This is a genomic window from Methylobacterium brachythecii, assembly GCF_014196345.1.
GTDB lineage: Bacteria > Pseudomonadota > Alphaproteobacteria > Rhizobiales > Beijerinckiaceae > Methylobacterium > Methylobacterium brachythecii.
In genome coordinates, this window is sequence record NZ_JACIDN010000007.1 from 143,162 (window position 1) to 168,120 (window position 24,959).

The following is a 24,959-nucleotide window of genomic DNA, read 5'->3' on the forward strand; positions in this document are numbered from 1 at the left end:
CCAGTTCAGGATAGGGGCGACAGGCTCAGCCGAAGCGGCCGGTGATGTAGTCCTGGGTCTGGCGCTTGTCGGGGTTCATGAAGATCTTCGTCGTCGGCGCGAACTCGATGAGCTCGCCGAGATACATGAAGGCCGTGAACTGCGAGATACGCGCAGCCTGCTGCATGTTGTGCGTGACGATGACGATCGTGAACTCGGTGCGCAGCTGCTCGATCAGTTCCTCGATGCGACCCGTCGAGATCGGGTCGAGGGCCGAGGTCGGCTCGTCGAACAGGATGACTTCGGGGCGCTGGGCCACGGAGCGGGCGATGCAGAGGCGCTGCTGCTGACCGCCGGACAGGCCGGTGCCGGCCTGCTTCATCTTGTCCTTAACCTCGTCCCAGAGCGCGGCCTTGCGCAGCGCGTCCTCGACGCGACCGTCGAGTTCGGACTTCGGCAGGCGCTCGTAGAGGCGCAGGCCGAAGGCGACGTTGTCGTAGATCGACATCGGGAAGGGCGTGGGCTTCTGGAAGACCATGCCGACGCGGGCGCGCAGCTCGTTGAGGTCGACCTTGGCGTCGAGCACGTTTTGGCCGTCGAGCAGGATCTGGCCGGTGGCGCGCTGCTCCGGATAGAGCGAGTAGATCCGGTTGAAGGTGCGCAGCAGGGTGGACTTGCCGCAACCCGACGGGCCGATCAGCGCCGTGACCTGACGGTCGTGGAAGTTCAGGTTGACGTTCTTCAGGCCGTGGAACTGGCCGTAATAGAAATTCAGATCCTTGACGGCGATGCGGACCGGCGCGGATTCGTCGGCCGGGTTTCGGCCTGAGAGCGCGCTGCTCATCGAGTTGGTCGGGCTCATGATCGGAGAGTCCTCAGCGGGTTGCGGGGCGGGGCGCGATCAGCGCGCCCGCTGGTCCTTGATGACGAGGCGCGCGATGACCGACAGCGCCAGGATGGTGATCGTGATGAGCAGCGCGCCGGCCCAGGCGAGCCCCTGCCAGTTCGGGTAGGGCGAGAGGGCGAACTGGTAGATCATCACCGGCAGGTTCGGGATGCCGCCGAGCAGGTTGGCGTTGAACCAGTTGTTGTTGTTCAGCGCCGTAAAGAGCAGCGGCGCGGTCTCACCGGCGATGCGGGCGAGTGCCAGGATGATGCCGGTGACGATACCCGCCGACGCGGCGCGCCAGGTGATCGTCTTGATGACGTGGGACGGCGGAGCGCCGAGCGCCGCGCCGGCTTCGCGCATCTGGCTCGGGACGAGACGCAGCATGTCCTCTGTGGTGCGCACGATCACGGGGGTCGCGATGATGGCGAGCGCCACGCCGCCGGCCCAGCCGGAATAGGTCCCCATCGGCCGCACCATCAGGGTGTAGACGAACAGGCCGATCAGGATCGACGGCGCCGAGAGGAGGATGTCGTTGAGGAAGCGGATCAGGTCCGCCAGCTTCGAGCCGCGGCCATATTCGGCAAGAAAGGTGCCGGCCATCAGGCCGACCGGCGTGGCGATCACGATGCCGAGGAAGGTCAGCACCAGGCTGCCGACGATGGCGTTGGCGATGCCGCCGCCTTCCGAGCCGGGACCGGGTGTCGGCTGCGTGAACAGCAAGGGCGAGAAGCCCTTCAGTCCCTCGACGATGAGCATGAGCAGGATCGAGCCGAGAACCAAGATGCCAAGCATCGTGAAGGCAGTGCTCGCCGTGATCAGGATCTTGTCCGCGACGCGCCGGCTGGGGCGGACGCGGTTGGCGCGGAGCGAGGGTGCGCCGGCCGGGGCCGGAGCGAGGATGGGGTTCTGGGCGTCCATCGGTCGAGACTCCTGTCTGTCGCTCAGGCGACCTTCGCGCGGCGCGTCAGCAGCCGGGCGATGATCAGGACGATGAAAGTGATGACGAAGAGCAGGCAGCCGAGCGCCATCAGCGCGTTGAGCTGCATGCCGTCCGCCTCGTTGAACTCGTTGGCGATGCGCGAGGCGATGGTCGAGCTCGGATCGAAGATCGAGGCCGAGAGGCGGTTGGCGTTACCGACCACGAAGGTCACCGCCATGGTCTCGCCAAGCGCGCGGCCGAGGCCGAGCATGATCGCTCCGATGATCGAGACGGAGGCCTGCGGCACGAGGACGTGACGCACGACCTCCCAGGTAGTGCAGCCGATACCGTAGGCGCTCTCGCGTAGGACGGTCGGGATCTGGTCGAGCATGTCGCGGGTGATCGAGGCCACGAAGGGCACGATCATGATGGCGAGGATGATGCCGGCGGTGAGCACGCCGACGCCCGAGGGGACGCGAGCGTAGAGGATGGTGCCGACGATCGGCAGGCCCTCGACCACGTTGGAAACGGGGATCTGGATGTAGCGGGCGAAGAGGGGCGCGAAGATGAAGAGGCCCCACATGCCGTAGATGATGCTCGGCACCGAGGCGAGCAGCTCAATGGTCATCGCGACGGGCTTGCGCGCCCAGCCGGGGCAGAGCTGCGTCAGGTAGATCGCGATGCCGATCGAGATCGGCACGCCGATCAGCAGGGCGAGGAAGGCCGAGGCGAGCGTCCCGAGCACGGCGACGAGCGCACCGTATTGTTCGGATCCAACGTTCCAGGCGCTGGAGGTAATGAAGCCGAAGCCGAATTCGCGGAAGGCGGGCCAGCCGCCGTAGATGATCGACCCGAGAATGCCTGCGAGCACCAGCAGCACCAGCAGCGCGGAGCCGAGGGCAGCCAATTGAAAGACGCGGTCGAGCCCCTTGCTCGGAGCGGTTCGGCTCGAGCGGGTGTCGCTGGCCAGGGCGATCTGTTCGGTCAAAGCGGTCATCCGCTGATGCTCTTGGGTGCGGGGCGTTTAACGCGGGCGGAAATACAAGGCGATCGTAGGGTCTGCGTTCATCGCCCCTTCCCTCTTGGGAGCGGGGCGAGATGGCTCCTCCCCGAGCGGGGAGGAGCCGGGTCGGGTCGAGTTAGAGAACGGGCTTGCCGTCCTTGCTCTTGATGGTCTTCCACTCTTCGTGGATCAGGCCGACGACGTTGGCCGGGAGCGGCACGTAGTCGAGATCGGCGGCGAGCTTGCCGCCGTTCTTGTAGGACCAGTCGAAGAATTTGAGCACGTCGGCGGTCTTGGCGGCGTCGGCAGCTTCCTTGTGGACCAGGATGAAGGTCGCGGCGGTGATCGGCCAAGCGTCGTCACCGGCCTGGTTGGTCAGCGAGATGCCGAAGCCGGGAGCGGCCTTCCAATCGGCGCTGGCGGCAGCGGCCTGGAAGGCCTTGTCGTCAGGCGTCGGGTACTTGCCGGCCTTGTTCTGGATCAGGGCGTAGGCGAGCTTGTTCTGCTTGGCATAGGCGGACTCGACGTAGCCGATCGAGTTCGGGACCTGCTTGACGTTGGCGGTGACGCCCTCGTTGCCCTTGCCGCCCTGACCGGCCGGCCAGGAGATCGTCGTCGCGGCGCCGAACTCCTTCTTCCAGCCCTCGGAGACCGACGACAGGTAGGTGGTGAAGATGTTCGTCGTGCCCGAGGCGTCCGAACGGTAGACCGGGGTGATGTTCGCCTCGGGGAGCTTCAGCCCCTCGTTGAGCTTGGCGATCTTCGGGTCAGACCACTTGGAGATCTTGCCGGCGTAGATGTCGGCGATGATGTCGCCGGTCAGCTTCAGCTTGCCCGGCTCGAGACCGGCGATGTTCACGACGGTGACGACACCGCCCATGACGGTCGGGAACTGGACGAGGCCGTCCTTGGTCAGCTGCTCACCCTTGAGCGGGGCGTCGGTCGCACCGAAATCGACGGTCTTGGCCTGGATCTGCTTGATGCCGCCGCCGGAACCGATCGACTGGTAGTTCAGGCCGTTGCCGCTCTCCTTGCGGTAGGCTTCCGCCCACTTCGAGTAGACCGGGAAGGGGAAGGTGGCGCCAGCGCCGGTGATGTCGGCGGCCAGAGCGGAGGAGGCGAGCTGGACGGTCGCGAGACCGAGGGCCAGCGCGAAAGCGAAGGGTTTCAATTGCATCTCCGTGTCGTGTCGGCGAACGGCCGCGGCGCTTTCGCCAAGCTCTCGCTGACGGACGCCCGTGTCCTGTTTCGCAGGCCGGCCTTAGGCTCCCGACGCTGCCGGCCATATGACGGTGACATGACAGGTGGATGACATCAGGGGACGAGGCTCACGATCCCGTGAAGAACGCGCTAGAAAACTGCGGACGTGCGCAGCGTTACCGAAGATCCGAACCCGTCTGCATACCCATGCGTTGAGAACGGTCAGGCTCGTATGGCGAGAATGATCGACTCGTCCCGGCGAGCAGGTAACGGTGCATCGGATGCTGGAAGTGGAGAAGGCAGACGTGGCGGACACCCCGCCCCCAGAAGGCGAGCCCACCGTACCGCTCGACCCACAGGATGCGGCGTTTTTCGCGCTGCACGGGGAGCGGGAGCTGATTGAGCGCGACCTGACCCTGGCGCAGCAGCGCCAGCGCTACGGCACCGACGATGCCGATATTCAACAAGCGCGCCTGCTCGAAAAATCGCTGCTCAAGGATCTCGACAGGGTGATGACCCTGATCCGTGCCGCCGAGTACAAGCGGCAGCCCGGCGCTCGGCGCTGGTAGACGGACCGATCAGGCGGCGGAGCGCTGCCGATCCCGTTCTTTGTGACGCAGCCGAAGCAGCAGGTCGACTTGGGCATCCGGGATTGGCTGGGTCTCGATGGCGCCCTCATAGACGGCCCGCAGGGCGACGCCGAGGCGCTCCCGCGCCTCTCCGCAAAGCGCGGGATGCTTGTGCTCGCTAAAGCCGGCGTCAGTCTTCAGGGCAACTTGTGCCATCAACGCGTGACCTTGTTTCCACCCGACGGCGCGGCAACGGCCCGCGCGACTGATTTCGTGCCGGACCAACCTCGCGCAACGTGGTTAACAAAGTTTTATGGTTAAGGTTAAGTTTCCGTTTCTGATCGGGTCAGGCCTCGGATGTCTGCAGTAACCGGGCGGCGGCCGCGCGCGCTTCGTCGGTGACCGTCGCGCCCGCCAGCATGCGGGCAATCTCCTCGCGCCGCGCCTCGCTTGCCAGCGCGGCCACGCTGGTGGCGACGCGGTTCGCCCCTCGCACCGCGTCCTTGGCGATCAGGAAATGAGTGCCGGCACGCGCGGCGACTTGCGGCGCATGGGTAACTGACACGACCTGGACCCGGTCCGAGAGGCGTGCAAGGCGCTGTCCGATGGCATCGGCCACGGCGCCGCCGACGCCCGTGTCGATCTCGTCGAAGATCAGGGTCGGAGCCGAGCCCTTGTCGGCGAGCACGACCTTCAGCGCCAGCATGAAGCGCGAGAGCTCGCCGCCCGACGCCACCTTCATCATCGGCCCGGGCTTGGTGCCGGGATTTGTCTGCGCGTGGAATTCGACCCGGTCGATGCCCGCGCTATCCCGCGCGTCCGGATCAGTGACGATCTGAGTGATGAAGCGAGCCCGCTCCAGCTTCAGCGGGGGCAATTCGGCTTTCACGGCACCGTCGAGGGATTTCGCCGCACGGATGCGGCCGTCGCTCAGGGTCTTGGCGGCCTTGACGTAGGCCGCCTCAGCCTCATCGAGGTCACGCTCCAGACCTCCGAGCGCCTCCTCGCCGGCATCGATCGTGGCAACGTCGGCAACGTAGCGCTCGCGCAGATGCGCCAGCTGGTCGGCCGGGACGTCGTATTTTCGGGATGAGGCACGGAGCGCGAACAGCCGCTCCTCGACCTGCTCCAGCTCGCGCGGATCGAATTCCGCCTCCAGGATCGCCGCATCGAGGGCGCTGCGGGCATCATCGAGGGCGAGCAACGCGGCGTCGAGGGCAGCGACGCAAGGCTCGACGAGCGCGGGGGCTTGCGCAGCCCGGCGTTCGAGCTTGCGCACGGCCGCGGAGAGATGAGGGACGGCGGAATTCGGGCCCCCGACCGCATCGAGGGCTTCGTTCAGCTCGCGGGCGACCTTCTCGCCCTGCTGCATCACGGTGCGGCGCTCGGCGAGCGAGGCTTCCTCACCGTCCTGCGGATCGAGGGCCGCCAGTTCCTCGACGGCGTGCCGCAGGAAATCGGCCTCCTTCCGCGCGGCATCGATGCGGGCGCGGTGCTCGGCGAGCTGTTCCCGCGCGGTGCGGACGCGCTTGGCGGCCTGCGCCGTGGCAGCGAGAGGCTTCTGCAGGCCGCCGAAGGCATCGAGGATGGCGCGGTGGCTCGCCGGATCGGCGAGCGCGCGGTCGTCGTGCTGGCCGTGGATCTCGACGAGGGCGGAGCCGATGGCGCGCAAGACCTGAACGCCGACGGGCTGGTCGTTGACGAAGGCGCGGGTGCGACCGTCCGCGAATTGCGTGCGGCGCAGGATCAAGTCGCCCTCGGTATCGATCTCGGCCTCCTGCGCGATCCTTCGCGCGGGATGATCCATGGGGGCGTCGAAGACCGCGGTGACCGCGCCCTGGGTCTCGCCATGGCGCACGAGGCCGCCATCGCCGCGGCCGCCCAGAGCAAGGGCGAAGGCGTCGAGCAGGATCGACTTGCCCGCGCCCGTCTCGCCCGTGAGGACACTCAGCCCCTCGGCGAAATTCAGCGCGAGCTTGTCGATGAGAACGATGTCGCGGATCGCGAGCTGGACCAGCATGCCGCGCGGCGCGCCTTGGCTGTTAGGGACGGTTCCTGCTGTTTAGGCGGAACCAACACAGAACTCACGCCCAAAAATGCGAAAGGGTCGAAGCGTCTCCGCCTCCACCCTTCCCGATCTCGCGAGGCAGCCCGCTTATTCGGCGGCGGCCGTGCGGCCGATGACGCCGCGATAGATCTTGGACAGCCACGAGGACTTCTCCTCGCGCGGCTCCAGGCCGCCATTCTGCAGGAGCGCGAAGGCGTCCTTGTACCATTGGCTGTCGGGATAGTTGTGGCCGAGCACGGCGGCGGCGGTCTGTGCCTCGCCGGTGATGCCGAGCGCCATGTAGGCCTCGGTCAGGCGCTCCAGGGCCTCCTCGGCGTGGCGGGTCGTCTGGTAGCGCGAGACCACGTCGCGGAAGCGGTTGATCGCGGCCGGGAAGTTGCGACGTTCCAGGTAGAAACGGCCGACTTCCATCTCCTTGCCGGCGAGCTGATCGCGGGTGATCTGGATCTTGGCCTTGGCGTCCGCAGCGTATTCCGACGTCGGATACTTCTGGACCAGCTCGGTCAGGGCGACGAGCGCCTTCTCGGAGCGATCCTGATCGCGGGTGACGTCCGGGATCTGCTTGTACTGCGACATCGCCATCAGATACTGCGCGTAGGCCGCATCCTTGGTCGCCGGGTGGCGCTGCAGGTAGCGCTTCGAGGCGTTGATCGCGTCGTCGTACTTCTGGCCCTCGTAATTCGAGTAGGCGGTCATTAGGAGCGCCTTGCGGGACCAATCCGACGAAGAATAGCGCTTGTCGAGATCCTCGAACTTCTGCGTCGCGATCTCGAAGTTGCGGTCCTCGAGGTTGGCGAGGCCGTCGCTGTAGAGCTTGTCGGCCGGGATGTCCGGCTGGACCTCCGGCTTGTACTTCTCGGCGAACCACTGGGTCGGGTCCAGCGAGTCGTACCAGGCACAGAAGCCCGGAGACGCGCTGAGCGACACGAGCACGGCCGCGAGGGCGGCGGTGCCGGCGGCTTTCCTGGCGAAGGTCAGAGGCATCCCTGTCACGTCCTTATGCGGGCGCAGCCTCTGCGGCGGGCAGCGTCCCTCGAACCGTCTCGTTGCGAAGAGCGGCGAAAACCGCATCTCCTAACGTTCGGTGAACCGTGGCTTCAGATTCGGGCGCGAAAACGGCGGTGATGCGGCGCCGGGGGACAACTTCCCCGGACGCAAGACGGTGTGTCGCCGAGGTTACAGATCGGCCGCGAAGGCGGCGATGCCGAGGCCAGCGCCGAGTTCCACCAGGGAGGACTCGCGGCGCGTGTTCTGGGCCTCGATGATGCGGTAGTTGGCGCGGTCCGCGAACAGCGCCGAGAGGACACCGACATTCATGCGGTGACCACCGCAATAGGAGCGATAGGCGCCCTGGATCGGCAGGCCGGCGAGGGCGAGGTCGCCGACGGCGTCGAGGATCTTGTGGCGGACGAACTCGTCGGCGAAGCGCAGGCCCTCGGGGTTCACCACGTCGGTCTCGCCGACGGCAACGGTGTTCTCAAGGGAGGCGCCGAGCGCGAAGCCGGCCTTCCAGTAGCGCTCGACGTCCTTCATCATGCCGAAGGTGCGGGCGCCGGCGATCTCGTGGCGGTAGCTCGCCGGGCTGAGATCCATCGCCTTGCGGCTGCGGCCGATGACCGGGCTCTCGAAATCGATCTCGACGTCGAGGCGGAAGCCGCGGTCGATCGGGCGAAGCTCGGCGAAGGCGCGATCGACCTCGATGCGAACGGGGCGGAGAACCTTGATCCAGCGCTTCGGGGCGGCGCAGGTAGCGATGCCGGCAGTGTCGATGGCGCGTACGAAGGGAAGTGCGCTTCCGTCGAGGATCGGCATCTCGGGGCCGTCGATCTCGACGAGGCAATTGTCGATGCCGAGGCCGAAGAGCGCCGACATCAGGTGCTCGATGGTGGCGACCGCGCCACTCTCGACGTCGCCGATCACGGTGCAGAGCTCGGTGGCCGACACGCAGGCGTGGTGGGCCTTGATGAGCCGGTCGTTGCCGCTGGGCATGCCGGTCCGAAGGAAGCAGATCCCGTCATTGGCGGGAGCTGGATGGAGCGTGATCTCGACCGGATTGCCCGAATGGACGCCGATACCGCTCAAGGTGATGGACGCTTTGAGCGTCGTTTGTTGGTTCGTCCGCATTCCCTTAGCCCTCGGCCAGGACCCGACACGCATGCCCTCGAAAGAGAGCACGGCGTCTACTCAGTCCGTCCGCTGCTTGAAGCCCCTGCGAGCGCTGACCGTCCGAAAACCGTCGCGCCTTTTCGTTCCGGGGAAATTTATAGCTGCGCTGCACAGGCCGGCCAAATCACGGTTTCTTACGTTCTGTTACAGCCACGGTTCTGCCACAAAGTGCCGAAAACCGAGCCAGTTCAAGCCTTTAATAAATAGTTAAGCCCAGGACCTTTCGGTCCCGGGCCTGTGGCAGAAAGGCTTCAGACGATCGACCGAGTACGGCTCAGTTCGCTTGGCGGCGAAGGAAAGCCGGGATTTCGAGGTGGTCGTCATCCATCAGCCGCGACTGCGGGGCGACTCGTCCCTGCGCGTCGAGATTGCCCTGGGCAGGGCGATATTGCGGCGCCTGCACGGCAGGTGCACGGGCCGGTGCCGGCGGAGCGACGGGAGCGGCCGGAGCGCGCATCTGCGGAAGCGGGGCGGCCTCGGCCTCTTCGCGACGACCCCCGAAGCCGACCGTGGCGAGGCGGCGCAGCAGCGACATACGCTTGGAATCCTGCTCGGGCTCGGCCGGAGCCTCACCGCGGGTTTGGCGGATCTGAGCCTGCGTGTGGAGCGGCAGGTCGGAGATCTGCGGCATCCGCGGAGCGCGGGCGACCTGCGGACGCGGCGGCACGAACGGGCCGGCCTGGGCGGGAGCCGGTTCGGCGACCGCCATCTGGGCCTGCGGCGGCTCGTAGGCGACCGGAGCGCGCGGCGGCGCCTGGGTCAGGACGACGTCGTCGCGCATCACGGGGGCGGCGACCGGAGCCGGCTCGGCGGAGGCGAATTGCGGGGCGGCCGGCATCGTGGCCGGTGCCTGGAACTCGGCGACCGGGCGCGGAGCGGGAGCGGCCAGCGGAGCGGGCTGCGCAGCACGGGCGCGGGCCTCGGCGCGCAGCTTCTCGGCGACTTCGGCGATGCGCTGCTCGGTTTCCGCGACGACGGTGCTGTTCGGAGAGGTCGCCGAGATCAGGGCCGGCTCGATGCCGGTGGCGACCACCGACACGCGGATGATGCCTTCGAGGCTCTCGTCGAAGGTGGCGCCAAGGATGATGTTGGCCTCGGCATCGACCTCCTCGCGGATGCGGGTGGCGGCTTCGTCGAGCTCGTAGAGGGTCAGGTCGGCGCCGCCGGTGATCGAGATCAGCAGGCCGCGGGCGCCCTTCATCGAGACTTCGTCGAGGAGCGGGTTGGCAATGGCGGCCTCGGCGGCGCGGTGGGCGCGGTTCTCGCCGGAGGCTTCGCCGGTGCCCATCATCGCCTTGCCCATGCCGCGCATGATCGCGCGCACGTCGGCGAAGTCGAGGTTGATCAGGCCTTCCTTGACCATCAGGTCGGTGATGCAGGCGACGCCCGAATAGAGCACCTGGTCGGCCATCGCGAAGGCGTCGGCGAAGGTGGTCTTCTCGTTGGCGACCCGGAAGAGGTTCTGGTTCGGGATCACGATCAGCGTGTCGACGGCGGCCTGAAGCTCGGCGATGCCGGCATCGGCGGTGCGCATGCGGCGCGTGCCTTCGAACTGGAACGGCTTCGTGACGACGCCGACGGTGAGGATGCCCATGTCGCGCGCGGCGCGGGCGATGACGGGAGCCGCACCGGTGCCGGTGCCGCCGCCCATGCCGGCGGTGATGAAGCACATGTGAGCGCCCGAGAGCTGGTCACGGATCTCGTCCATGACCTCTTCGGCGGCGGCCGAACCGACTTCCGGGTGCGAGCCGGCGCCGAGGCCCTGGGTCACGCCGAGGCCCATCTGGATCACGCGCTCGGCCTTCGAGGAGGTCAGCGCCTGGGCGTCGGTGTTGGCGACGACGAACTCACAGCCGAGCAGGCCGGATTCGATCATGTTGTTGACGGCATTGCCGCCGGCTCCGCCGACACCGAACACGGTGATGCGGGGCTTGAGTTCGCGGATATCCGGCGCCTGCAGGGAGATGGCCATGGTGTGAAGCCCCTTCAAACTCTTGAGCGTTGTGTGCGACGCCGGAGCGCCTGTTTCTCGTCGATAGGGCTCCCGTTTCCGGGCGCCCGTTAAGTCCGTCTCAGAAGCTTTCGCCGATCCACTGCGTGAGGCGGCCGAAATATCCGTTGGTTCCCGTCGCCGCTAAAGCACGCTGCCGGCGCGGCTCGAAATGTTCCGCATGGGCGACCTGCGGGTAGACCAGCAGCCCGACCGCGGCCGAGAAGCTCGGCCCCTTGGCCGCCTCGGGCAGGCCTCGGATGCCGAGCGGGCGCCCGATCCGAACCTGTCCCTGCATCAGCCGCCGCGCCGTCTCCGGCAGGCCGACGAGCTGGCTGGCGCCGCCCGTGAGCACGAGCCGGTTGCCGGCCTGCGCCGCGTAGCCGGCCTTGCGCAGCCGGTCGCGGACGAGTTCGAGGATCTCCTCGACCCGCGGCTTGATGATGCGCACGAGGTGGGAGCGCGGCACGTGGCTCGGCGTCTCGGCCTCGTCCTCGCCGACACCGTGGACCGCGATCATGTCGCGCTCGTCCGAGGTCGTGGAGATGGCGGAGCCATAGAGGGTCTTCAGTCGCTCGGCCGCCGCGACGCGTGTCGAGAGGCCTCGGGCAATGTCCATAGTGACGTGATGGCCGCCGACCGCGATGGCATCGGTGTGGACGAGATGGCCGCCCGAAAAGACGCCGACGCTGGTGGTGCCGCCGCCCATGTCGACCACGGCGCAGCCGATCTCGGCCTCGTCGTCGACCAGCACCGAAAGGCCGGAGGCGTAAGGCGTGGCGACCACGCCCTCGACGCCGAGATGGCAGTGCTCGACGGCGAGCATCAGGTTGCGCGCGGCAGCGGCCTCGCTGGTGACGACGTGGAGGTCGACGCCGAGCATCTCGCCGATCATGCCCGAGGGATCGATCACGGCACCCTGGCCGTCGAGGGCGTAGCCGGTCGGCAGGGCGTGGAGCACGGTACGGCCTGGGCCGACGCCGTGGGCGCTGGCGGTTTCGAGCACGCGCTCGACATCCGAGCCCGTGACGGTGCCGGAGCGGACGTTCACCCGCGCCTCGAAACGCTGCGAGGCGATGCGGCCGCCGGACATATTCACGATGACCGACTGCACCTCGACCTTCGCCATACGCTCGGCGGCGTGCACCGCCTGGCGGATCGCGTTCTCGGCGGCTTCGAGGTCGACGATGGCGCCCCCCTTGAGGCCGACCGAACGCTGGTGGCCGATGCCGATGATGCGAGCGATGTGGGTGCGGCCGCGCAGCGTCGAGAGCTGCTCGATCGGCTGTAGCTCGGCGATGAGGCAGACGACCTTGCTCGTGCCGATGTCGAGGATCGACAGCGTCGCGCTCCGCCGGGCGGAGAGGGGTTTCATACGCGGCGTGAGGCCGTGGTGGGATGACATGTGACGCTTACCGGAGAGAGGGTGCTGCAGCAGGGTCGGCGAAGGCGAGCGCGGGGATCATGTCGCGGCTCCCTTCTTCGTCTTCTTCCGCGCCTCCGCGCGGGCGGCAGCAGCCTCCTCCGTCAAACGCACCACCACGCGGTCGTCCATGCGAAGGTCGACCGCGATGATATCCTTCTCCAGGAGCCGGTTCTTGCGCTCCAGGTCGACGAGGCGGGCGAGCGCCTCGTTCGCGCCGGTCTCGGGCAGCCTGATGTCGACGCCGTCGAGCTTCAGCGTCCAACGACGGCCGGAGACGTAGCTGCCGGCCTTGACGCGCTCGCCGAGCGGACCGGCCGCGTCGATCAGCTTGAGATATTCCTGCAGGTGGACGTTGGCGTTCTCGCCGACCACCAGCGGCAGGTTGGCGTAGCGCTCGTCGCGCATCTCGTCGATCACGGTGCCGTCGGCGGCGATCACCCGGATCTCGCCGTTCTTCTGCCAGAGGGCGGCCGGCTCGCGCTCGACCTGCGTGATCACGATCTCGTTCGGATAGAGCTTGCGCACCGAAGCCGAGGCGATCAGCGGCACGGCCATGAGCTTCTCACGGACCTGCGCGACGTCGAGGAAGGGCACGGAGGTTCGCCAGTCGATCCCGGCGGCCTGCATGACCTCGCGCTCGTACATCCGAGAGATGCCGGAAATCGTCACGCGCTCGACGCCGAAGCCGGCGATGCGCGCCATGATGTCGAGGGGGCGACCGTTCTCGGTCACGAAGGCGTCGTAGCGACCGCTCGCGATGAAGCCGAAGAGGGAAACGGTAGCAAGCGTGCCGGCGACGAGGGCAGCACCCAGCCCGCGGGGGATGCGCGCTTCGATCGGCAGCGAAACACGGTAGCGGCGCGTCCGCAGCACCGGCTTCAGGAAACCCTGGAGCCGACCTGCCATCGCCGCGGAGAAGCCGGCGCCCTCCGGATTCCCGGCGGGGTTCAGCGTCCCAGAGAGGCGTCCTCCACCATCCATCGAACGAGCTCACCGAAACTCAAGCCCGCATGGGCCGCCATCTCCGGCACAAGGCTCGTCGGGGTCATTCCGGGTTGCGTGTTGACCTCCAGGACGACGAGCGCCCCGGTTCCCCCTGGCGTATCGTCGTAGCGAAGGTCGGCACGGCTTACGCCCCGGCACCCGAGTGCTTGATGCGCCGTTAACGACAACTCTTGGACACGCTGGTAAACATTCGGTTTAATTTCTGCCGGGAGCACGTGGATCGACCCCCCCTCGGCGTACTTCGCATCGAAGTCGTACCACTCCCCCGAGGCCGGCTTGATCTCGATGACTCCGAGGGCCTTATCGCCCATCACCGCGCAGGTCAGCTCGCGGCCCGCAATGTAAGTCTCAGCAAGGACTTCCTCGCCGTAGGTCCACTCGTCCGAGGCCAGGATCTGGGGCGGATGCGAGCGCTCCTCACGCACGATGATTACCCCCATCGAGGAGCCCTCGGCGATGGGCTTAACCACATATGGCGGGGGCAGCGGATGTGACTTCGCTGCAACAAAACGGTTAACGACGCAGCCCTGGGGTACGGCGACGCCGGCGGCATGCATTACCGTCTTGGCGCGCTCCTTGTGCATCGCCAGCGCCGAGGCGAGGACGCCGGAATGGGTGTAGGGGATCTTCAGGATTTCCAGCAGGCCCTGGATGGTGCCGTCCTCGCCGGCCGGCCCGTGCAGGGCGTTCAGCGCCACGTCGGGCTTGAGCTGCGTCATCGCGGTGGCGACGTCCGGTCCTACATCCACCGGGGTCACCCTGTAGCCCTCGCCTTCGAGCGCCTTCACGCAGGCATTGCCCGAGCTGAGGGAGATCGGCCGCTCGGAAGACCAGCCACCCATCAGGACGGCGACGTGCTTGGGCATGTGTGGGCTCCGGGTCAGGCCCCGCAGGGCGCGGAGAAATCGTTCGGGGTCAGGCTGGCTCGGCGGCGACGCCGATCCGCTTGATCTCCCAATGTAGCTCGTAACCGGAGGTCTCGCGGACCCGCCGCCGCACCTCCTCGCCGAGCCCCTCGATATCGGCCGCGGTGGCGCCGTCGCGGTTGATCAGGAAGTTGCAGTGCATCTCCGAGACCTGCGCGCCACCGCGTATCAGGCCGCGGCAGCCGGCCGCATCGATGAGCTGCCAGGCCTTGCCGCCATCCGGGTTCTTGAAGGTCGAGCCGCCGGTGCGCTCGCGGATCGGCTGGGCCGCCTCGCGTGCCGCCGTGACGCGGTCCATCTCGGCTTCGATCGCTTCGCGGTTTCCCGGACGCCCCCGATAGAGCGCGCTCGTGAAGATGATGTCGTCCGGCGCCGAGCAGTGCCGGTAGGAAAAGCCCATCTCGGCATGCTTGAGCGTGCGAAGATTTCCGGCCCGATCGACGCCGCGCGCCTCGATCAACACGTCGGTGGTCTCGCCGCCATGGGCGCCAGCATTCATGCGAAGCGCGCCGCCAACTGAGCCGGGGATGCCGCGATAGAAGGCGAGCCCATCGAGCGAGGCTTCCGCCGCGCTCTTGGCGAGCCGCATGTCGGGAACGGCGGTGCCAGCACGGATGCTGTCGCCGTCGATCTCCACCGAGCCAAAGGGCTTGCCACCCAGCCGGATGGTGACGCCGGGAATGCCGCCGTCACGCACGATCAGGTTCGAGCCGAGGCCGATCACCGTCACCGGCACGGCCGGATCGAGCGCGCCGAGCAGCAACGCAAGGTCTTCCTCGTCGGCCGGGCTGAACAGCACTTCGGCTGGGCCGCCGACGCGGAACCAGGTGAGGTCGGCCAGGGATTGGTTCGCGATGAGCCGGCCGCGTAGAGCGGGCGCGGAACCGCGGATGTCGTCGATGAGCGTCGTGGAGGCCATGGAGGCTCGCCTAGCCCTTCAACGCCGCCAACTCACCCGGCAGCGCGTAGGCCCACTGCGTGATCGTCCCAGCCCCGAGACAGACGACGTAGTCGCCCTGCCCAGCATGGCACGCGACGATGCCGGCGAGATCCTCTGGCTTCTGCATAGCGAGTGCGTCGCGGTGGCCGCGCGAGCGCAGGCCGTCGACGAGAGAGTCGCGGTCGAAGCCCGGGATCGGCGCCTCGCCGGCCGCGTAGACCGGGGCGACGATGACCGTGTCGGCATCGTTGAAGCAGGTGCAGAAATCGTCGAAAAGCGATTGCAGCCGAGTGTAGCGGTGCGGCTGGACGATCGCGATGACCCGGCCGTCGGTAGAGGCACGCGCCGCCTTCAGCACGGCGGCGATCTCCACCGGGTGGTGGCCGTAATCGTCGAAAATGGCAGCGCCGTTCCACTCGCCGGTGCGGGTGAAGCGCCGCTTGACGCCTCCGAAGCCGGAGAGCGCCTTGCGGATTGCGTCGGCCGGCACGCCAAGTTCGTGAGCCACCGCGAGCGCCGCAGTGGCGTTCAACGCGTTGTGCTTGCCCGGCATCGGCAGAACGAGGTCTTCCATCTCGAGGCGCAAGCCTGGGCGGCGATCGCGGATCATGACCCGGAAGCGGCTCTGGCCCCCCTTCAGGTCGACGTCGATCAGACGCACGTCCGCCTGCGGGTTCTCGCCGTAGGTGATGATGCGACGGTCCTCGATATGGCCGACGAGGTCCTGCACGATCGGGTGATCGATGCACATCACCGCGAAGCCGTAAAACGGGATGTTGTCGATGAAGCGCCGGAAGGCGTCCTTGATCGCGTCGAACGAGCCGAAATGGTCGAGATGCTCGGGATCGATGTTGGTGACGATCGCCACATCGGCCGGCAGCTTGAGAAAGGTGCCGTCGGATTCGTCGGCCTCGACCACCATCCAGTCGCCGGCGCCCATGCGGGCATTGGTGCCGTAGGCGTTGATAATGCCACCGTTGATCACGGTCGGATCCATATTGCCGGCATCGAGCAGGGTCGCGACGAGCGAGGTGGTGGTGGTCTTTCCATGCGTACCGGCGACGGCGACGCAGGACTTGAAGCGCATCAGCTCGGCGAGCATCTCCGCGCGGCGCACGACAGGGAGCCGGCGCTCGCGAGCGGCGAGCAATTCGGGATTGTCGCGCCGGATCGCGGTGGAGACCACGATGATCGCGGCGTTCTCGACGTTCTCCGCCTTGTGGCCGACGAAGGTGGTGATGCCCTTCTCGGCGAGGCGCCGCACATTCGCGTTGTCGTTCGCGTCAGAGCCCTGCACCGTGTAGCCGAGATTGGCCATGACTTCGGCGATGCCGGACATGCCGATGCCGCCGATGCCGATGAAGTGAACGGGGCCGAGCTTTTCCGGCAGCTTCATGGGATGTGGTCCGTTTCGGGCGCCGAAGCGAAAAATACGAAATGAATCAGGTACGGGCGGCCGTCTCGACGACGAGTGCCGCCAGACGCTCCGCCGCGTCGAGGATGCCCGCGGTTTTGGCGGCCTTGGCCGCTGCGGTCAATTTTTGGGGTGCCTCGAAGTAATCTACGAGCTCGGCAGTGAGCCGATCGGGCGTGAAGGCGGTCTGCGGAAGGTTCAGCGCAGCACCGATCGCGGCGAGCGTCGCGGCATTGGCAGCTTGATCTTGATCGAGTGCACCCGGTAACGGCACCAGGATCGACGGCCGGCCTATCGCGGCCAACTCCGAGACCGTCGAAGCGCCAGAGCGTGCGACGACGAGGTGGCTCTTGGCCATGCGGCTCGGAAGGTCGCGGAAGAACGGCGCGGCCTCGACTCCCGCGAGGCCCATGGCGAGGTAGCGGTTCTGGACGGAGGTGAGGTCCTCCGGCCGCGCCTGCTGGACGATGTGCAGGCGCGCGCGGAAATCGGCGGGCAGCGATTCGATCGCGCTCGGCACGACGTCGCTCATCACCCGCGCGCCCTGGCTGCCGCCGAAGACGAGGATGTGCAGCGGCGCGCCGGGCTCGGTGGACGGATACGGCGTGTCGGCCACCGCCAGCACGGCGGGGCGGATCGGGTTGCCGGTATGGACGCGCCGGGCGGTCGCCTTGGCCGGCACTCCGCGCACTTCAGCGAATCCGGTAGCGATGACCCGAGCGCCGCGGGCCAGGAAGCCGTTGGCCCGGCCCATCACCGCGTTCTGCTCGTGCAGGATCGTCGGCACGCGCAGCATCTGCGCGGCGAGAACCGGCGGCACGGTCGGATAGCCGCCGAAGCCGATCACCAGGGCCGGGTTGAGCCGGCGAATTTCCTTGGCGGCGCGGCCGAAGCCGCGTCCGAGCTTTCCGATCGCCCCGGCCCGTTTGAGGATCGAGCGGCCTGACGGGGTGCCGGAGGGGATCGTGACGATCTCCTCGGCCGGAAACTCGCCCGAGATCGAGTCCACGCGGGCATCGGTGGCCAGCGCCACGCGGATGCCGCGGGCCTTCAGGGCATGCGCGAGGCTCTCGGCAGGAAACAGGTGCCCACCGGTTCCACCCGCGCAAACCAGGACGAGAGGCTGGAAGACCGTCACTGCATCAGACCGGGCACAGCCGAGGGGGTCGTGCCGGGCGGGCGCTGGCCGAGGCTCGTCGTGCGCGGACGCTTGCGGGTGAGCGCCACCAGGAAGCCCATGCCAAGCGCCAGCGAGATCAGCGACGAGCCGCCATAGGAAACGAAGGGCAAGGTCATGCCCTTGGCCGGCATCAGCTGCGTGTTCACCGCCATGTTGATGCAGGCCTGGAGCCCGAAAAGCGTGGTCAGTCCGGTGATGGCGAGCCTCGAGAAGGTGTCGTCGGTACGCCGGGCGAGCTTTAAGCCGCGCATCACGATGAAGGCAAACAGCGCGACGAGGCACAGGCAGACGATCACGCCGAACTCCTCGCCGGTCACGGAGAAGATGAAGTCGGTATGCGCGTCGGGCAGGTGGCGCTTGGCGATGCCCTCGCCCGGGCCGGTGCCGAACCAGCCGCCGGAGGTGAACGATTCGCGCGACCAGAACACCTGGAAGCTGTCGCCGGAATCCTTGTCGAGGAAGCGGTCGATACGCTCCTTGACGTGGTGCAGCACCGTGTAGGCCGCGGCCACGCCGAGCAGGCCTGCGCCGCCGAGGCCGGCGACCCAGAACCAGTGCAGGCCGGCGACGAAGAACAGTGTGCACCACACGATGGTGATCAGCATGGTCTGGCCGAAATCGGGCTGCAGCAGCAGCGGCACGATGGTGATCGGTAGGAGCGCCATGGCAAGCAGGCCGCCGGGCATGTCGCGACGCTGCGCGCCCTCGGAGAAGGCCCATGCGGCCACCACCACGAAGGCCGGCTTCACGAATTCGGAAGGCTGCAGGCCGAAGGAGCCGAACTGGATCCAGCGATGTGCACCCTTGATCTCGGGGCCGAACTTGGAGGCGAGCACGCAGAGCCCGACGCCGATCAGCCAGGTCAGCAGCGCGAAGCGGCGGATATGGCGCACGGACAGAAACGACACGGCGATGATCAGCCCGATCGTCGGGACGAGATAGGCCGCCTGCCGATTGAGGAAGTAGAAGGTCGGCAGGCCGATGCGTTCGGCCACCGGCGGGCCGCCGCCCATCAGGAAAACGAGACCGGCGACCATCAGGCAGCCGAGACCGGCCAGCAGGCTACGGTCCACCGTCCACCACCAGTCGTTCAGGGGCGTACGTTCGGCGCGAGACATCATGGCGTTGGGCAACCTCCGGAGGCTCGCATCGGGCGAGACCGCAGCCGGCGGGAATGGTGAAGCGGATTGGTAAACGCTTTCTTAGGTTCGCAGCTCTGGATTTTGAATAATGCTTTCCGGCACAGAGCTTGATCGCTGCCGACGTCATCGATTTTATTTAATGGACGTTAGGTATTTCTGTCTGATCCTGCACTCTAACTTGGTCTTGCTGCTCGATTGCTCAAGGCGAATTCAGTTTCCAGGACCACAACTTGTGGTTAAATCTGGCGACATGGCTCTTCGGGAGCGTCGACTCAATTCGTCGGCGAGGTTGGGAAACGTGATGTTCGGATCGAAGAGCGCGCTGGAGAAGAACGCGAAGCTGGCGGCGCTCGATCGTGCTCAAGCGGTGATAGAATTCGACCTGGCCGGAAAGATCCTCGTGGCGAACGAGAACTTCCTCTCCGCCGTCGGCTATACGCTGCCCGAGATCGCCGGCCGCCACCACAGCATCTTCGTCGAGCCGGGCTACAAGGACTCTGTCGAGTACCAGGGCTTCTGGGACAAGTTGCGCCTGGGGCAACACCAGGTCGGCCAATTCAAGCGGGTCTCGAAAAGTGGCGCGGAGATCTGGATCGAGGCTTCCTACAACCCGCTGTTCGATTCCGCGGGCAAGCCCTATCGGATCGTGAAATTCGCCACCGACATCACGCGCCAGAAGGCCGAGGATGCCGACCGCGCGGGCCAGGTCGCAGCCATCGGCAAGTCGCAGGGCGTGATTGCGTTCGACCTCGACGGCACGATCACCGATGCCAACCCGAATTTCCTCTCGGTGGTCGGCTACCGGCTCGACGAGATCGCCGGCCGGCACCACTCGATGTTCGTGGACACCGCCTACCGCGCCGATCCGGCCTACGCCGCCTTCTGGAGCGCCCTGAAGCAGGGCACCTACCAGGCCGGGCAGTACAAGCGCCTCGCCAAGGGGGGTAAGGAAGTCTGGATCCAGGCGTCTTACAATCCGATCCTCGACGCCTCGGGACGCCCCTACAAGGTGGTGAAGTTCGCCACCGACATCACCGAGCAGGTCGGCCTGCTCGCCAAGCTTCGGGTGATGATCGACCAGAATTTCGGCGAGATCGACCAGGCCGTGGGCCGTTCGACGATGGAGTCGCGCGCGGCGCTCGAGGCCGCGCGCAACACCTCCGGCAGCGTCGGCACCATGGCTGCGGCCACCGAGGAACTCGCGGCCTCCGTGGCGGAGGTCTCCGAGAGCATGCAGAAGTCGCAGGCCGCCACCGACAGCGCCTTCGAGCGGGTGCGCGAGGCCAGCGACTTCACGCGGCGCCTCTCGGATGCCGCCAGCTCGATGAGCGGCATCGTCGGGCTGATCAACACTATCGCAGCGCAAATCAACCTGCTGGCGCTCAACGCCACCATCGAGGCGGCCCGCGCCGGAGATGCGGGGCGCGGCTTCGCGGTGGTTGCGCAGGAGGTGAAGAGCTTGGCGAGCCAGGCGGCGCGCGCCACCGATCAGATCAACGGCGAGATCGAGGGCATCCAGACGGTCTCGACCGAGGTGGTCGGTGCGCTCGACTCGATCCGCCACTCGGTCGACGTCATGCGCAACCACGTCGTCGCTACGGCCGCCGCGGTGGAAGAGCAGTCGGCGGTGACACGCGACATGTCGGTGAACATGCAGGATGCCGCCCGCGCGGTCGCCACCATTGCCGACAACATCACAACGATCACCTCGGCGGTGACGCAGGTCTCCGACGCCGTCGCGACGACGCGCAACGCGGCGCAGGTGCTGGCACGCTGAAGAGCATTCGGCAGCCGAAGCGACCGAGGCCGATCGTCAAAAATCTGGTATGATTTTGGACTACCGTGTGATCGGAATCAGCCGAGACTCATCGGTGCGCTCGTCATGGCTTTCGACCACACCATCGCCCTTCAAGCATGCGTGTTCACGCTCGGCGCGCTGATCATCCATGCGTTGCGAAAACATGCCCAGATCATCACAGCCTGCCTCGTGGCGATCGCCATCGGCATCGCCATGCTCGCGCTCCTGGCCTTGACGGGCCTGCAGGCGGAGCACGATCCGCCGCCCATCGACGACCCGGCGTCGATCAGCGGCGAGTGAGCGCCCTCCCCTCTACCCGGGGCTATTTCAAGAGTTCGGCGACGAGGCTGCGGAAACGGTCGCCCCGGATCTCAAAGTTCCGGAACTGATCATAGGAAGCGCAGGCCGGCGAGAGCAGCACGACCGGCTCGACCGCGTCCGAGGCAGCGGCCGCCTCGGCGGCCTTCTGCGTGGCGACGTCTAGGGTGCCGCAGAGCGTGTAGGGCACGTGGCCCTCCAGCGTCTGCGCAAAGGCCTCGCTCGAGGCGCCGATCAGGTAGGCGTGCGCGACCCGGTCGAAGAGCGGCAAGAGCGGGGTGATGCCGCCCTCCTTCGCCTTGCCGCCGACGATCCAGTGCACGTCGCGGAAGGCGGTGAGCGCCTTCTCGGTGGAATCGGCGTTGGTGGCCTTCGAATCGTTGACGAAGAGCACGCGGCCACGCCGGCCGACCTGCTCCATGCGATGCGCGAGCCCCGGAAAGCTCGTCAGCCCGGCGGCCAGCCGCTCGCCCTCGACGCCGAAGGCGCGCACGGTGGCAGCCGCCACCGCCGCGTTCTGCCAGTTATGGGCACCGCGCAGCGAGCCGATGCCATCGAGATCGGCGAGCACCGTGTCGCCCTCGAACACCTTGGCATCGCGCGCGATCAGCTCGGCCTCCGCATGGCCGTGGCCCTCGACATGGACACGGATCATCGGGCCCGTGCGGCGGCCGGCAATGGCCTCGCAATAGGTGTCGTCGACGCCGACGATGGCGAGGTCGGCCGACTGCACCACCCGCTCCTTGATCGCCGCGTAGTTCTCCATGGTGCCGTGGCGGTCGAGATGGTCGGGCGTCAGGTTGAGCAGGATGCCGGCGCTCGGCTTCAGCCCGGGCGTGAGGTCGATCTGGAAGGTCGAGAGCTCGACGACATGGATGCGCTCGCGCGAGGGCGGCTGCAGCGAGAGGATCGCGGTGCCGATATTGCCGCCCATCTGCACGTCGTAGCCGGCACTGGCCAGGACATGCGCGATCAGCGCCGTGGTGGTCGACTTGCCGTTGGTGCCGGTGATGGCGACGAAGGGGGCGTCGGGGGCGATGGCCGCGCGTTCGCGGCAATAGATCTCGATGTCGCCGATGATCTCCACGCCGGCCGCCTTGGCGAGGCCAACGGTCCAGTGCGGCTCGGGGTGGGTCAGCGGCACGCCGGGGGCGAGGACGAGCGACGAGAAGCTGCTCCAATCCGCTCCGCGCAGATCCGCGACGGTGATGCCCTGCTGCCGGGCGCGTTCAGCGCTCTCCGGGCTGTCGTCCCAGGCGATGACCTCGGCGCCGCCAGCCTTCAGCGCATGGACGGTGGCGAGGCCGGAACCGCCGAGGCCGAACAGGGCGACCGTCTTGCCGGCGAAGGTGGTGGCAGGGGTCATCAGCGCAGCTTCAGCGTGGCGAGGCCGGCCAGCGCCAGGATGACAGCGATGATCCAAAAGCGGATCACGACCTGCGCCTCCTTCCAGCCCTTCTGCTCGAAATGGTGGTGGATCGGCGCCATCCGGAAGACGCGCTTGCCCGTCAGCTTGAACGAGGCGACCTGGATGATCACCGACATCATCTCCAGCACGAACAGGCCGCCGACGATGGCGAGCACGATCTCGTGCTTCGTGGCCACCGCAATGGTGCCGAGCAGGCCACCGAGGGCCAGCGAGCCGGTATCGCCCATGAAGATCTGCGCGGGCGGCGCGTTGAACCAGAGGAAGCCGAGGCCCGCCCCGATCACCGCGCCGCAGACCACGGCGAGTTCGCCGGTGTCGCGCACGTAGTTCACCTGGAGGTAGCCCGCGGTGAAGGAGTTGCCGACGAGGTAGGCAATGAAGCCGAAGGTGCCGCAGGCGATCATCACCGGCACGATGGCGAGACCGTCGAGGCCGTCGGTGATGTTCACGGCGTTGCCGGCGCCCACGATGACGAAGCCGGCGAAGATCACCCAGAACCAGCCGAGATTCAGCAGCGCATCCTTGAAGACCGGGAAGGCCAGCTCGTTCTGCAGGCTGGCCGGCGAATAGTATGAGATCAGTATGCAGGCCGCGCCGGCGATGGAGGCTTCGAGCAGCAGGCGGAACTTGCCCGAGAAGCCGAGATGCGACTGCTTCGTCACCTTGAGGTAGTCGTCGTAGAAGCCGATCGCGCCGAAGCCGATAGTCACCGCGAGGGTGATCCAGACGTAGTGGTTGCGCGGATTGGCCCAGAGCAGCACGGCGACGAGGAAGCCGGCCAGGATCATCAGGCCGCCCATGGTGGGCGTGCCGCGCTTGACGAGGTGGGTCTGCGGGCCGTCCTCGCGGATCGGCTGGCCCTTGCCCTGGCGCAGGCGCAGCAGGGAGATGATCCAGGGCCCGAACCAGAACACGAACAGCCCCGCCGTAAACAGCGCGCCGCCCGTGCGGAAGGTGATGTAGCGGAAAACGTTGAGCGCGTTGAAGCTGCTGCTCAAGTCCGAGAGGAGAAAGAACATTCGTCTGACAGTCGCCGCAGGCTCTGGTCGCGTCCGGCGGCAGGGTCTGCACCGGTCAGCGAGATCTGGAGGGCACGGCCGCGCCGGGAGGGAGCCGCCGTCGAGGGGTCAGGGAGCAGCCTTGAATTGCGCATCGCGCGGATCGGTGGCGCCCGCATAGCGAGCCTTCACCGCTTCCACAATCCTGCCCATGCGGATCGAGTTCGAGCCCTTCACCATCACCGCGTCACCGGGGCGAAGGCCGCCGAGCACCGCATCGACGAGTTCAGCCGAGGTGGCGGCGGCCGCGCCGCGATGCGCCATGGGTAGCGCCTCGAACAGGTGGCGCATCATGGTGCCGGCGGTGAAGACGAGGTCGATTCCGCTGGCACGCACCGCGTCGGCCAGTTCGCGATGCCGCTGTTCGGAGGAGGCGCCGAGTTCGAGCATGTCGCCGAGCACGGCGATGCGGCGACCCCGTCCCGTCACCTCGATGCCCGCCAGCGTCGCGAGGGCGGCGCGGATCGAGGCCGGGTTGGCGTTGTAGCTCTCGTCGACGAGGAAGGCCTCGCCGTCCTCGATGGTGAGCGCGGTGCGCTCGCCGCGGCCGACCGGCGGCTTCAGCCCGGCGAGCGAGATCGCCGCGCGGGCGAGATCAGCCCCGAGGGAATGGACGACTGCGAGGACGCCGAGCGAGTTCATGGCGACGTGCCGCCCGGCCGTGCCGAGCTGGTAGGTCACGGGCACGCCCATAACCGTGGCATCGACCACCGAGAGGTCTGGCCGCGTGACGATGCGGTTCGCGCGGACATCCGCCTCCTCGTGCTCGCCGAAGGTGACGACGCGGCCGGCCCGCGAGGCCTGCGCATGGGCGAGCAACCGCGAAAAGTTCGGGTTGTCGCGGTTGATGATCGCGACGCCGCCGGGTTCGAGCCCGGAAAAGATCTCGCCCTTCGCGTCGGCGATGGCCGAGAGCGAGCGGAAGTGTTCGATATGGACCGGCTCGACGGTGACCACGAGCGCCGCCTGCGGGCGGACCTGCGCGGCGAGCGGCACGATCTCGGCGGCGTGGTTCATGCCGATCTCGAAGACGCCGTAGCGCGCGGTCTCGGGCATCCGCGTCAGGGTCAGCGGCACGCCCCAGTGGTTGTTGTAGGAGGCGACCGAGGCGTGGGTCTCACCTTGCGCGGAGAGGACGTGGCGCAGGGCTTCCTTCGTGCCGGTCTTGCCGACCGACCCCGTCACCGCGACGATGCCGGCATGAGAGCGGGCGCGCGATGCAATGCCGAGGGCGCGCATGGCGTCGAGCACCGCATCCTCTCCGCCCTCCGGCACCGCGAGCACGGGTCCGATTCCTGCGAACTCCCCGGCGCGGCTCTGGGCAACAACGGCTGCGCCCGCGCCCTTTTCCAGGGCCGACTGAACGAAGTCGTGGCCATCGCGGGCCTCGCCGCGGATGGCGAAGAACAGGTCGCCCGGCTGGAGCGTGCGGGTGTCGATCGAGGCGCCCGTGACGGCGCGGGGCTCGCCCTGCAGGCTGCCGCCGGTGGCCGCCTGAAGCGCCTCGCGCGTCCAGAGCGGCGTGTCGCCGATGTCCATC

The 24,959-nt window shown here is 67.3% G+C and carries 22 protein-coding genes; 3 read left to right on the forward strand and 19 right to left on the reverse strand.

The window, feature by feature from the left end; all coding sequences use genetic code 11:
• Nucleotides 1–25: 25 nt before the first annotated feature.
• The 4 genes from pstB to pstS all read right to left on the reverse strand — a co-directional run bounded on the left by pstB (nt 26) and on the right by pstS (nt 3,961).
• Nucleotides 26–823, reverse strand: coding sequence for a phosphate ABC transporter ATP-binding protein PstB (pstB, locus tag GGR33_RS18855; protein WP_425488802.1), 798 nt, complete (start codon nt 821–823; stop codon nt 26–28).
• A 57-nt stretch (nt 824–880) separates the two neighbouring features.
• Nucleotides 881–1,786, reverse strand: a complete 906-nt coding sequence (gene pstA / locus GGR33_RS18860) for a phosphate ABC transporter permease PstA (protein WP_183508058.1) — start codon at nt 1,784–1,786, stop codon at nt 881–883.
• Nucleotides 1,787–1,809: 23 nt separating this feature from the next.
• On the reverse strand, nt 1,810–2,784 hold the full coding sequence (gene pstC, locus GGR33_RS18865) for a phosphate ABC transporter permease subunit PstC (protein WP_183508060.1): 975 nt from the start codon (nt 2,782–2,784) through the stop codon (nt 1,810–1,812).
• A gap of 142 nt (nt 2,785–2,926) precedes the next feature.
• The gene (gene pstS / locus GGR33_RS18870) at nt 2,927–3,961 is read right to left on the reverse strand and encodes a phosphate ABC transporter substrate-binding protein PstS (RefSeq protein ID WP_183508061.1); all 1,035 of its coding nucleotides are present in this window, start codon (nt 3,959–3,961) and stop codon (nt 2,927–2,929) included.
• 310 nt (nt 3,962–4,271) lie between these two features.
• Between pstS and GGR33_RS18875 the strand changes: the two genes are divergently transcribed.
• Complete coding sequence (locus tag GGR33_RS18875; RefSeq protein ID WP_183508063.1) at nt 4,272–4,559, forward strand: hypothetical protein; 288 nt, start codon at nt 4,272–4,274, stop codon at nt 4,557–4,559.
• Between the two features lie 9 nt (nt 4,560–4,568).
• On the opposite strand, the gene GGR33_RS18880 is transcribed toward GGR33_RS18875, so the two are convergent.
• From GGR33_RS18880 to GGR33_RS18935, 12 genes are all read right to left on the reverse strand, one after another.
• On the reverse strand, nt 4,569–4,775 hold the full coding sequence (locus GGR33_RS18880) for a hypothetical protein (protein WP_183508065.1): 207 nt from the start codon (nt 4,773–4,775) through the stop codon (nt 4,569–4,571).
• Nucleotides 4,776–4,905: 130 nt separating this feature from the next.
• Nucleotides 4,906–6,579, reverse strand: a complete 1,674-nt coding sequence (gene recN, locus GGR33_RS18885) for a DNA repair protein RecN (protein WP_183508067.1) — start codon at nt 6,577–6,579, stop codon at nt 4,906–4,908.
• A gap of 135 nt (nt 6,580–6,714) precedes the next feature.
• Complete coding sequence (locus GGR33_RS18890) at nt 6,715–7,611, reverse strand: outer membrane protein assembly factor BamD (RefSeq protein WP_183508069.1); 897 nt, start codon at nt 7,609–7,611, stop codon at nt 6,715–6,717.
• A 192-nt stretch (nt 7,612–7,803) separates the two neighbouring features.
• Entirely contained in the window at nt 7,804–8,751 is a 948-nt protein-coding gene (lpxC, locus tag GGR33_RS18895) for a UDP-3-O-acyl-N-acetylglucosamine deacetylase (protein WP_183508071.1), read from the reverse strand.
• A 316-nt stretch (nt 8,752–9,067) separates the two neighbouring features.
• Entirely contained in the window at nt 9,068–10,765 is a 1,698-nt protein-coding gene (ftsZ, locus tag GGR33_RS18900) for a cell division protein FtsZ (protein WP_183508073.1), read from the reverse strand.
• 100 nt (nt 10,766–10,865) lie between these two features.
• Complete coding sequence (gene ftsA, locus GGR33_RS18905; protein ID WP_183508075.1) at nt 10,866–12,188, reverse strand: cell division protein FtsA; 1,323 nt, start codon at nt 12,186–12,188, stop codon at nt 10,866–10,868.
• Between the two features lie 57 nt (nt 12,189–12,245).
• Nucleotides 12,246–13,190: a cell division protein FtsQ/DivIB gene (locus tag GGR33_RS18910; protein ID WP_183508078.1), complete on the reverse strand. Its 945-nt coding sequence runs from the start codon at nt 13,188–13,190 to the stop codon at nt 12,246–12,248.
• Nucleotides 13,157–14,080 carry a D-alanine--D-alanine ligase gene (locus tag GGR33_RS18915; RefSeq protein WP_183508080.1) on the reverse strand — a complete coding sequence of 308 codons (924 nt, stop codon included), beginning with the start codon at nt 14,078–14,080 and terminating at the stop codon, nt 13,157–13,159. The genes GGR33_RS18910 and GGR33_RS18915 overlap by 34 nt, the downstream gene beginning before the upstream one ends.
• Before the next feature lie 49 nt (nt 14,081–14,129).
• The gene (murB, locus tag GGR33_RS18920) at nt 14,130–15,059 is read right to left on the reverse strand and encodes a UDP-N-acetylmuramate dehydrogenase (protein ID WP_183508082.1); all 930 of its coding nucleotides are present in this window, start codon (nt 15,057–15,059) and stop codon (nt 14,130–14,132) included.
• A gap of 10 nt (nt 15,060–15,069) precedes the next feature.
• Nucleotides 15,070–16,476: a UDP-N-acetylmuramate--L-alanine ligase gene (gene murC, locus GGR33_RS18925; protein WP_183508085.1), complete on the reverse strand. Its 1,407-nt coding sequence runs from the start codon at nt 16,474–16,476 to the stop codon at nt 15,070–15,072.
• A gap of 46 nt (nt 16,477–16,522) precedes the next feature.
• Nucleotides 16,523–17,632: an undecaprenyldiphospho-muramoylpentapeptide beta-N-acetylglucosaminyltransferase gene (murG, locus tag GGR33_RS18930; RefSeq protein ID WP_183508087.1), complete on the reverse strand. Its 1,110-nt coding sequence runs from the start codon at nt 17,630–17,632 to the stop codon at nt 16,523–16,525.
• The gene (locus GGR33_RS18935) at nt 17,629–18,795 is read right to left on the reverse strand and encodes an FtsW/RodA/SpoVE family cell cycle protein (RefSeq protein ID WP_183508089.1); all 1,167 of its coding nucleotides are present in this window, start codon (nt 18,793–18,795) and stop codon (nt 17,629–17,631) included. Before GGR33_RS18935 ends, murG begins: the two co-directional genes overlap by 4 nt.
• A gap of 322 nt (nt 18,796–19,117) precedes the next feature.
• Here GGR33_RS18935 and GGR33_RS18940 point away from each other — a divergent pair, with 322 nt between their 5' ends.
• Nucleotides 19,118–20,593: a methyl-accepting chemotaxis protein gene (locus GGR33_RS18940; protein ID WP_183508091.1), complete on the forward strand. Its 1,476-nt coding sequence runs from the start codon at nt 19,118–19,120 to the stop codon at nt 20,591–20,593.
• A 141-nt stretch (nt 20,594–20,734) separates the two neighbouring features.
• Nucleotides 20,735–20,914, forward strand: coding sequence for a hypothetical protein (locus GGR33_RS18945; protein WP_183508093.1), 180 nt, complete (start codon nt 20,735–20,737; stop codon nt 20,912–20,914).
• Between the two features lie 22 nt (nt 20,915–20,936).
• On the opposite strand, the gene murD is transcribed toward GGR33_RS18945, so the two are convergent.
• The 3 genes from murD to GGR33_RS18960 all read right to left on the reverse strand — a co-directional run bounded on the left by murD (nt 20,937) and on the right by GGR33_RS18960 (nt 24,958).
• Nucleotides 20,937–22,298, reverse strand: a complete 1,362-nt coding sequence (gene murD, locus GGR33_RS18950) for a UDP-N-acetylmuramoyl-L-alanine--D-glutamate ligase (protein WP_183508095.1) — start codon at nt 22,296–22,298, stop codon at nt 20,937–20,939.
• Nucleotides 22,298–23,380 (reverse strand): phospho-N-acetylmuramoyl-pentapeptide-transferase, encoded by a 1,083-nt coding sequence (gene mraY, locus GGR33_RS18955; protein WP_183508097.1) that lies wholly within the window; start codon nt 23,378–23,380, stop codon nt 22,298–22,300. Before mraY ends, murD begins: the two co-directional genes overlap by 1 nt.
• Before the next feature lie 108 nt (nt 23,381–23,488).
• Entirely contained in the window at nt 23,489–24,958 is a 1,470-nt protein-coding gene (locus GGR33_RS18960) for a UDP-N-acetylmuramoylalanyl-D-glutamyl-2,6-diaminopimelate--D-alanyl-D-alanine ligase (RefSeq protein WP_210302090.1), read from the reverse strand.
• Nucleotide 24,959: the final 1 nt, after the last annotated feature.

What these genes read in the sequence shown, in the direction of transcription:
- pstB (WP_425488802.1), bottom strand. Translation starts at nt 823, where the DNA reads ATGAGCAGCGCGCTCTCAGGCCGAAACCCGGCCGACGAATCCGCGCCG.
- pstA (WP_183508058.1), bottom strand. Translation starts at nt 1,786, where the DNA reads ATGGACGCCCAGAACCCCATCCTCGCTCCGGCCCCGGCCGGCGCACCC.
- pstC (WP_183508060.1), bottom strand. Translation starts at nt 2,784, where the DNA reads ATGACCGCTTTGACCGAACAGATCGCCCTGGCCAGCGACACCCGCTCG.
- GGR33_RS18875 (WP_183508063.1), top strand. Translation starts at nt 4,272, where the DNA reads ATGCTGGAAGTGGAGAAGGCAGACGTGGCGGACACCCCGCCCCCAGAA.
- GGR33_RS18880 (WP_183508065.1), bottom strand. Translation starts at nt 4,775, where the DNA reads ATGGCACAAGTTGCCCTGAAGACTGACGCCGGCTTTAGCGAGCACAAG.
- recN (WP_183508067.1), bottom strand. Translation starts at nt 6,579, where the DNA reads ATGCTGGTCCAGCTCGCGATCCGCGACATCGTTCTCATCGACAAGCTC.
- GGR33_RS18890 (WP_183508069.1), bottom strand. Translation starts at nt 7,611, where the DNA reads ATGCCTCTGACCTTCGCCAGGAAAGCCGCCGGCACCGCCGCCCTCGCG.
- lpxC (WP_183508071.1), bottom strand. Translation starts at nt 8,751, where the DNA reads ATGCGGACGAACCAACAAACGACGCTCAAAGCGTCCATCACCTTGAGC.
- ftsZ (WP_183508073.1), bottom strand. Translation starts at nt 10,765, where the DNA reads ATGGCCATCTCCCTGCAGGCGCCGGATATCCGCGAACTCAAGCCCCGC.
- ftsA (WP_183508075.1), bottom strand. Translation starts at nt 12,188, where the DNA reads ATGTCATCCCACCACGGCCTCACGCCGCGTATGAAACCCCTCTCCGCC.
- GGR33_RS18910 (WP_183508078.1), bottom strand. Translation starts at nt 13,190, where the DNA reads ATGGATGGTGGAGGACGCCTCTCTGGGACGCTGAACCCCGCCGGGAAT.
- GGR33_RS18915 (WP_183508080.1), bottom strand. Translation starts at nt 14,080, where the DNA reads ATGCCCAAGCACGTCGCCGTCCTGATGGGTGGCTGGTCTTCCGAGCGG.
- murB (WP_183508082.1), bottom strand. Translation starts at nt 15,059, where the DNA reads ATGGCCTCCACGACGCTCATCGACGACATCCGCGGTTCCGCGCCCGCT.
- murC (WP_183508085.1), bottom strand. Translation starts at nt 16,476, where the DNA reads ATGAAGCTGCCGGAAAAGCTCGGCCCCGTTCACTTCATCGGCATCGGC.
- GGR33_RS18935 (WP_183508089.1), bottom strand. Translation starts at nt 18,795, where the DNA reads ATGATGTCTCGCGCCGAACGTACGCCCCTGAACGACTGGTGGTGGACG.
- GGR33_RS18940 (WP_183508091.1), top strand. Translation starts at nt 19,118, where the DNA reads ATGTTCGGATCGAAGAGCGCGCTGGAGAAGAACGCGAAGCTGGCGGCG.
- murD (WP_183508095.1), bottom strand. Translation starts at nt 22,298, where the DNA reads ATGACCCCTGCCACCACCTTCGCCGGCAAGACGGTCGCCCTGTTCGGC.
- mraY (WP_183508097.1), bottom strand. Translation starts at nt 23,380, where the DNA reads ATGTTCTTTCTCCTCTCGGACTTGAGCAGCAGCTTCAACGCGCTCAAC.
- GGR33_RS18960 (WP_210302090.1), bottom strand. Translation starts at nt 24,958, where the DNA reads ATGGACATCGGCGACACGCCGCTCTGGACGCGCGAGGCGCTTCAGGCG.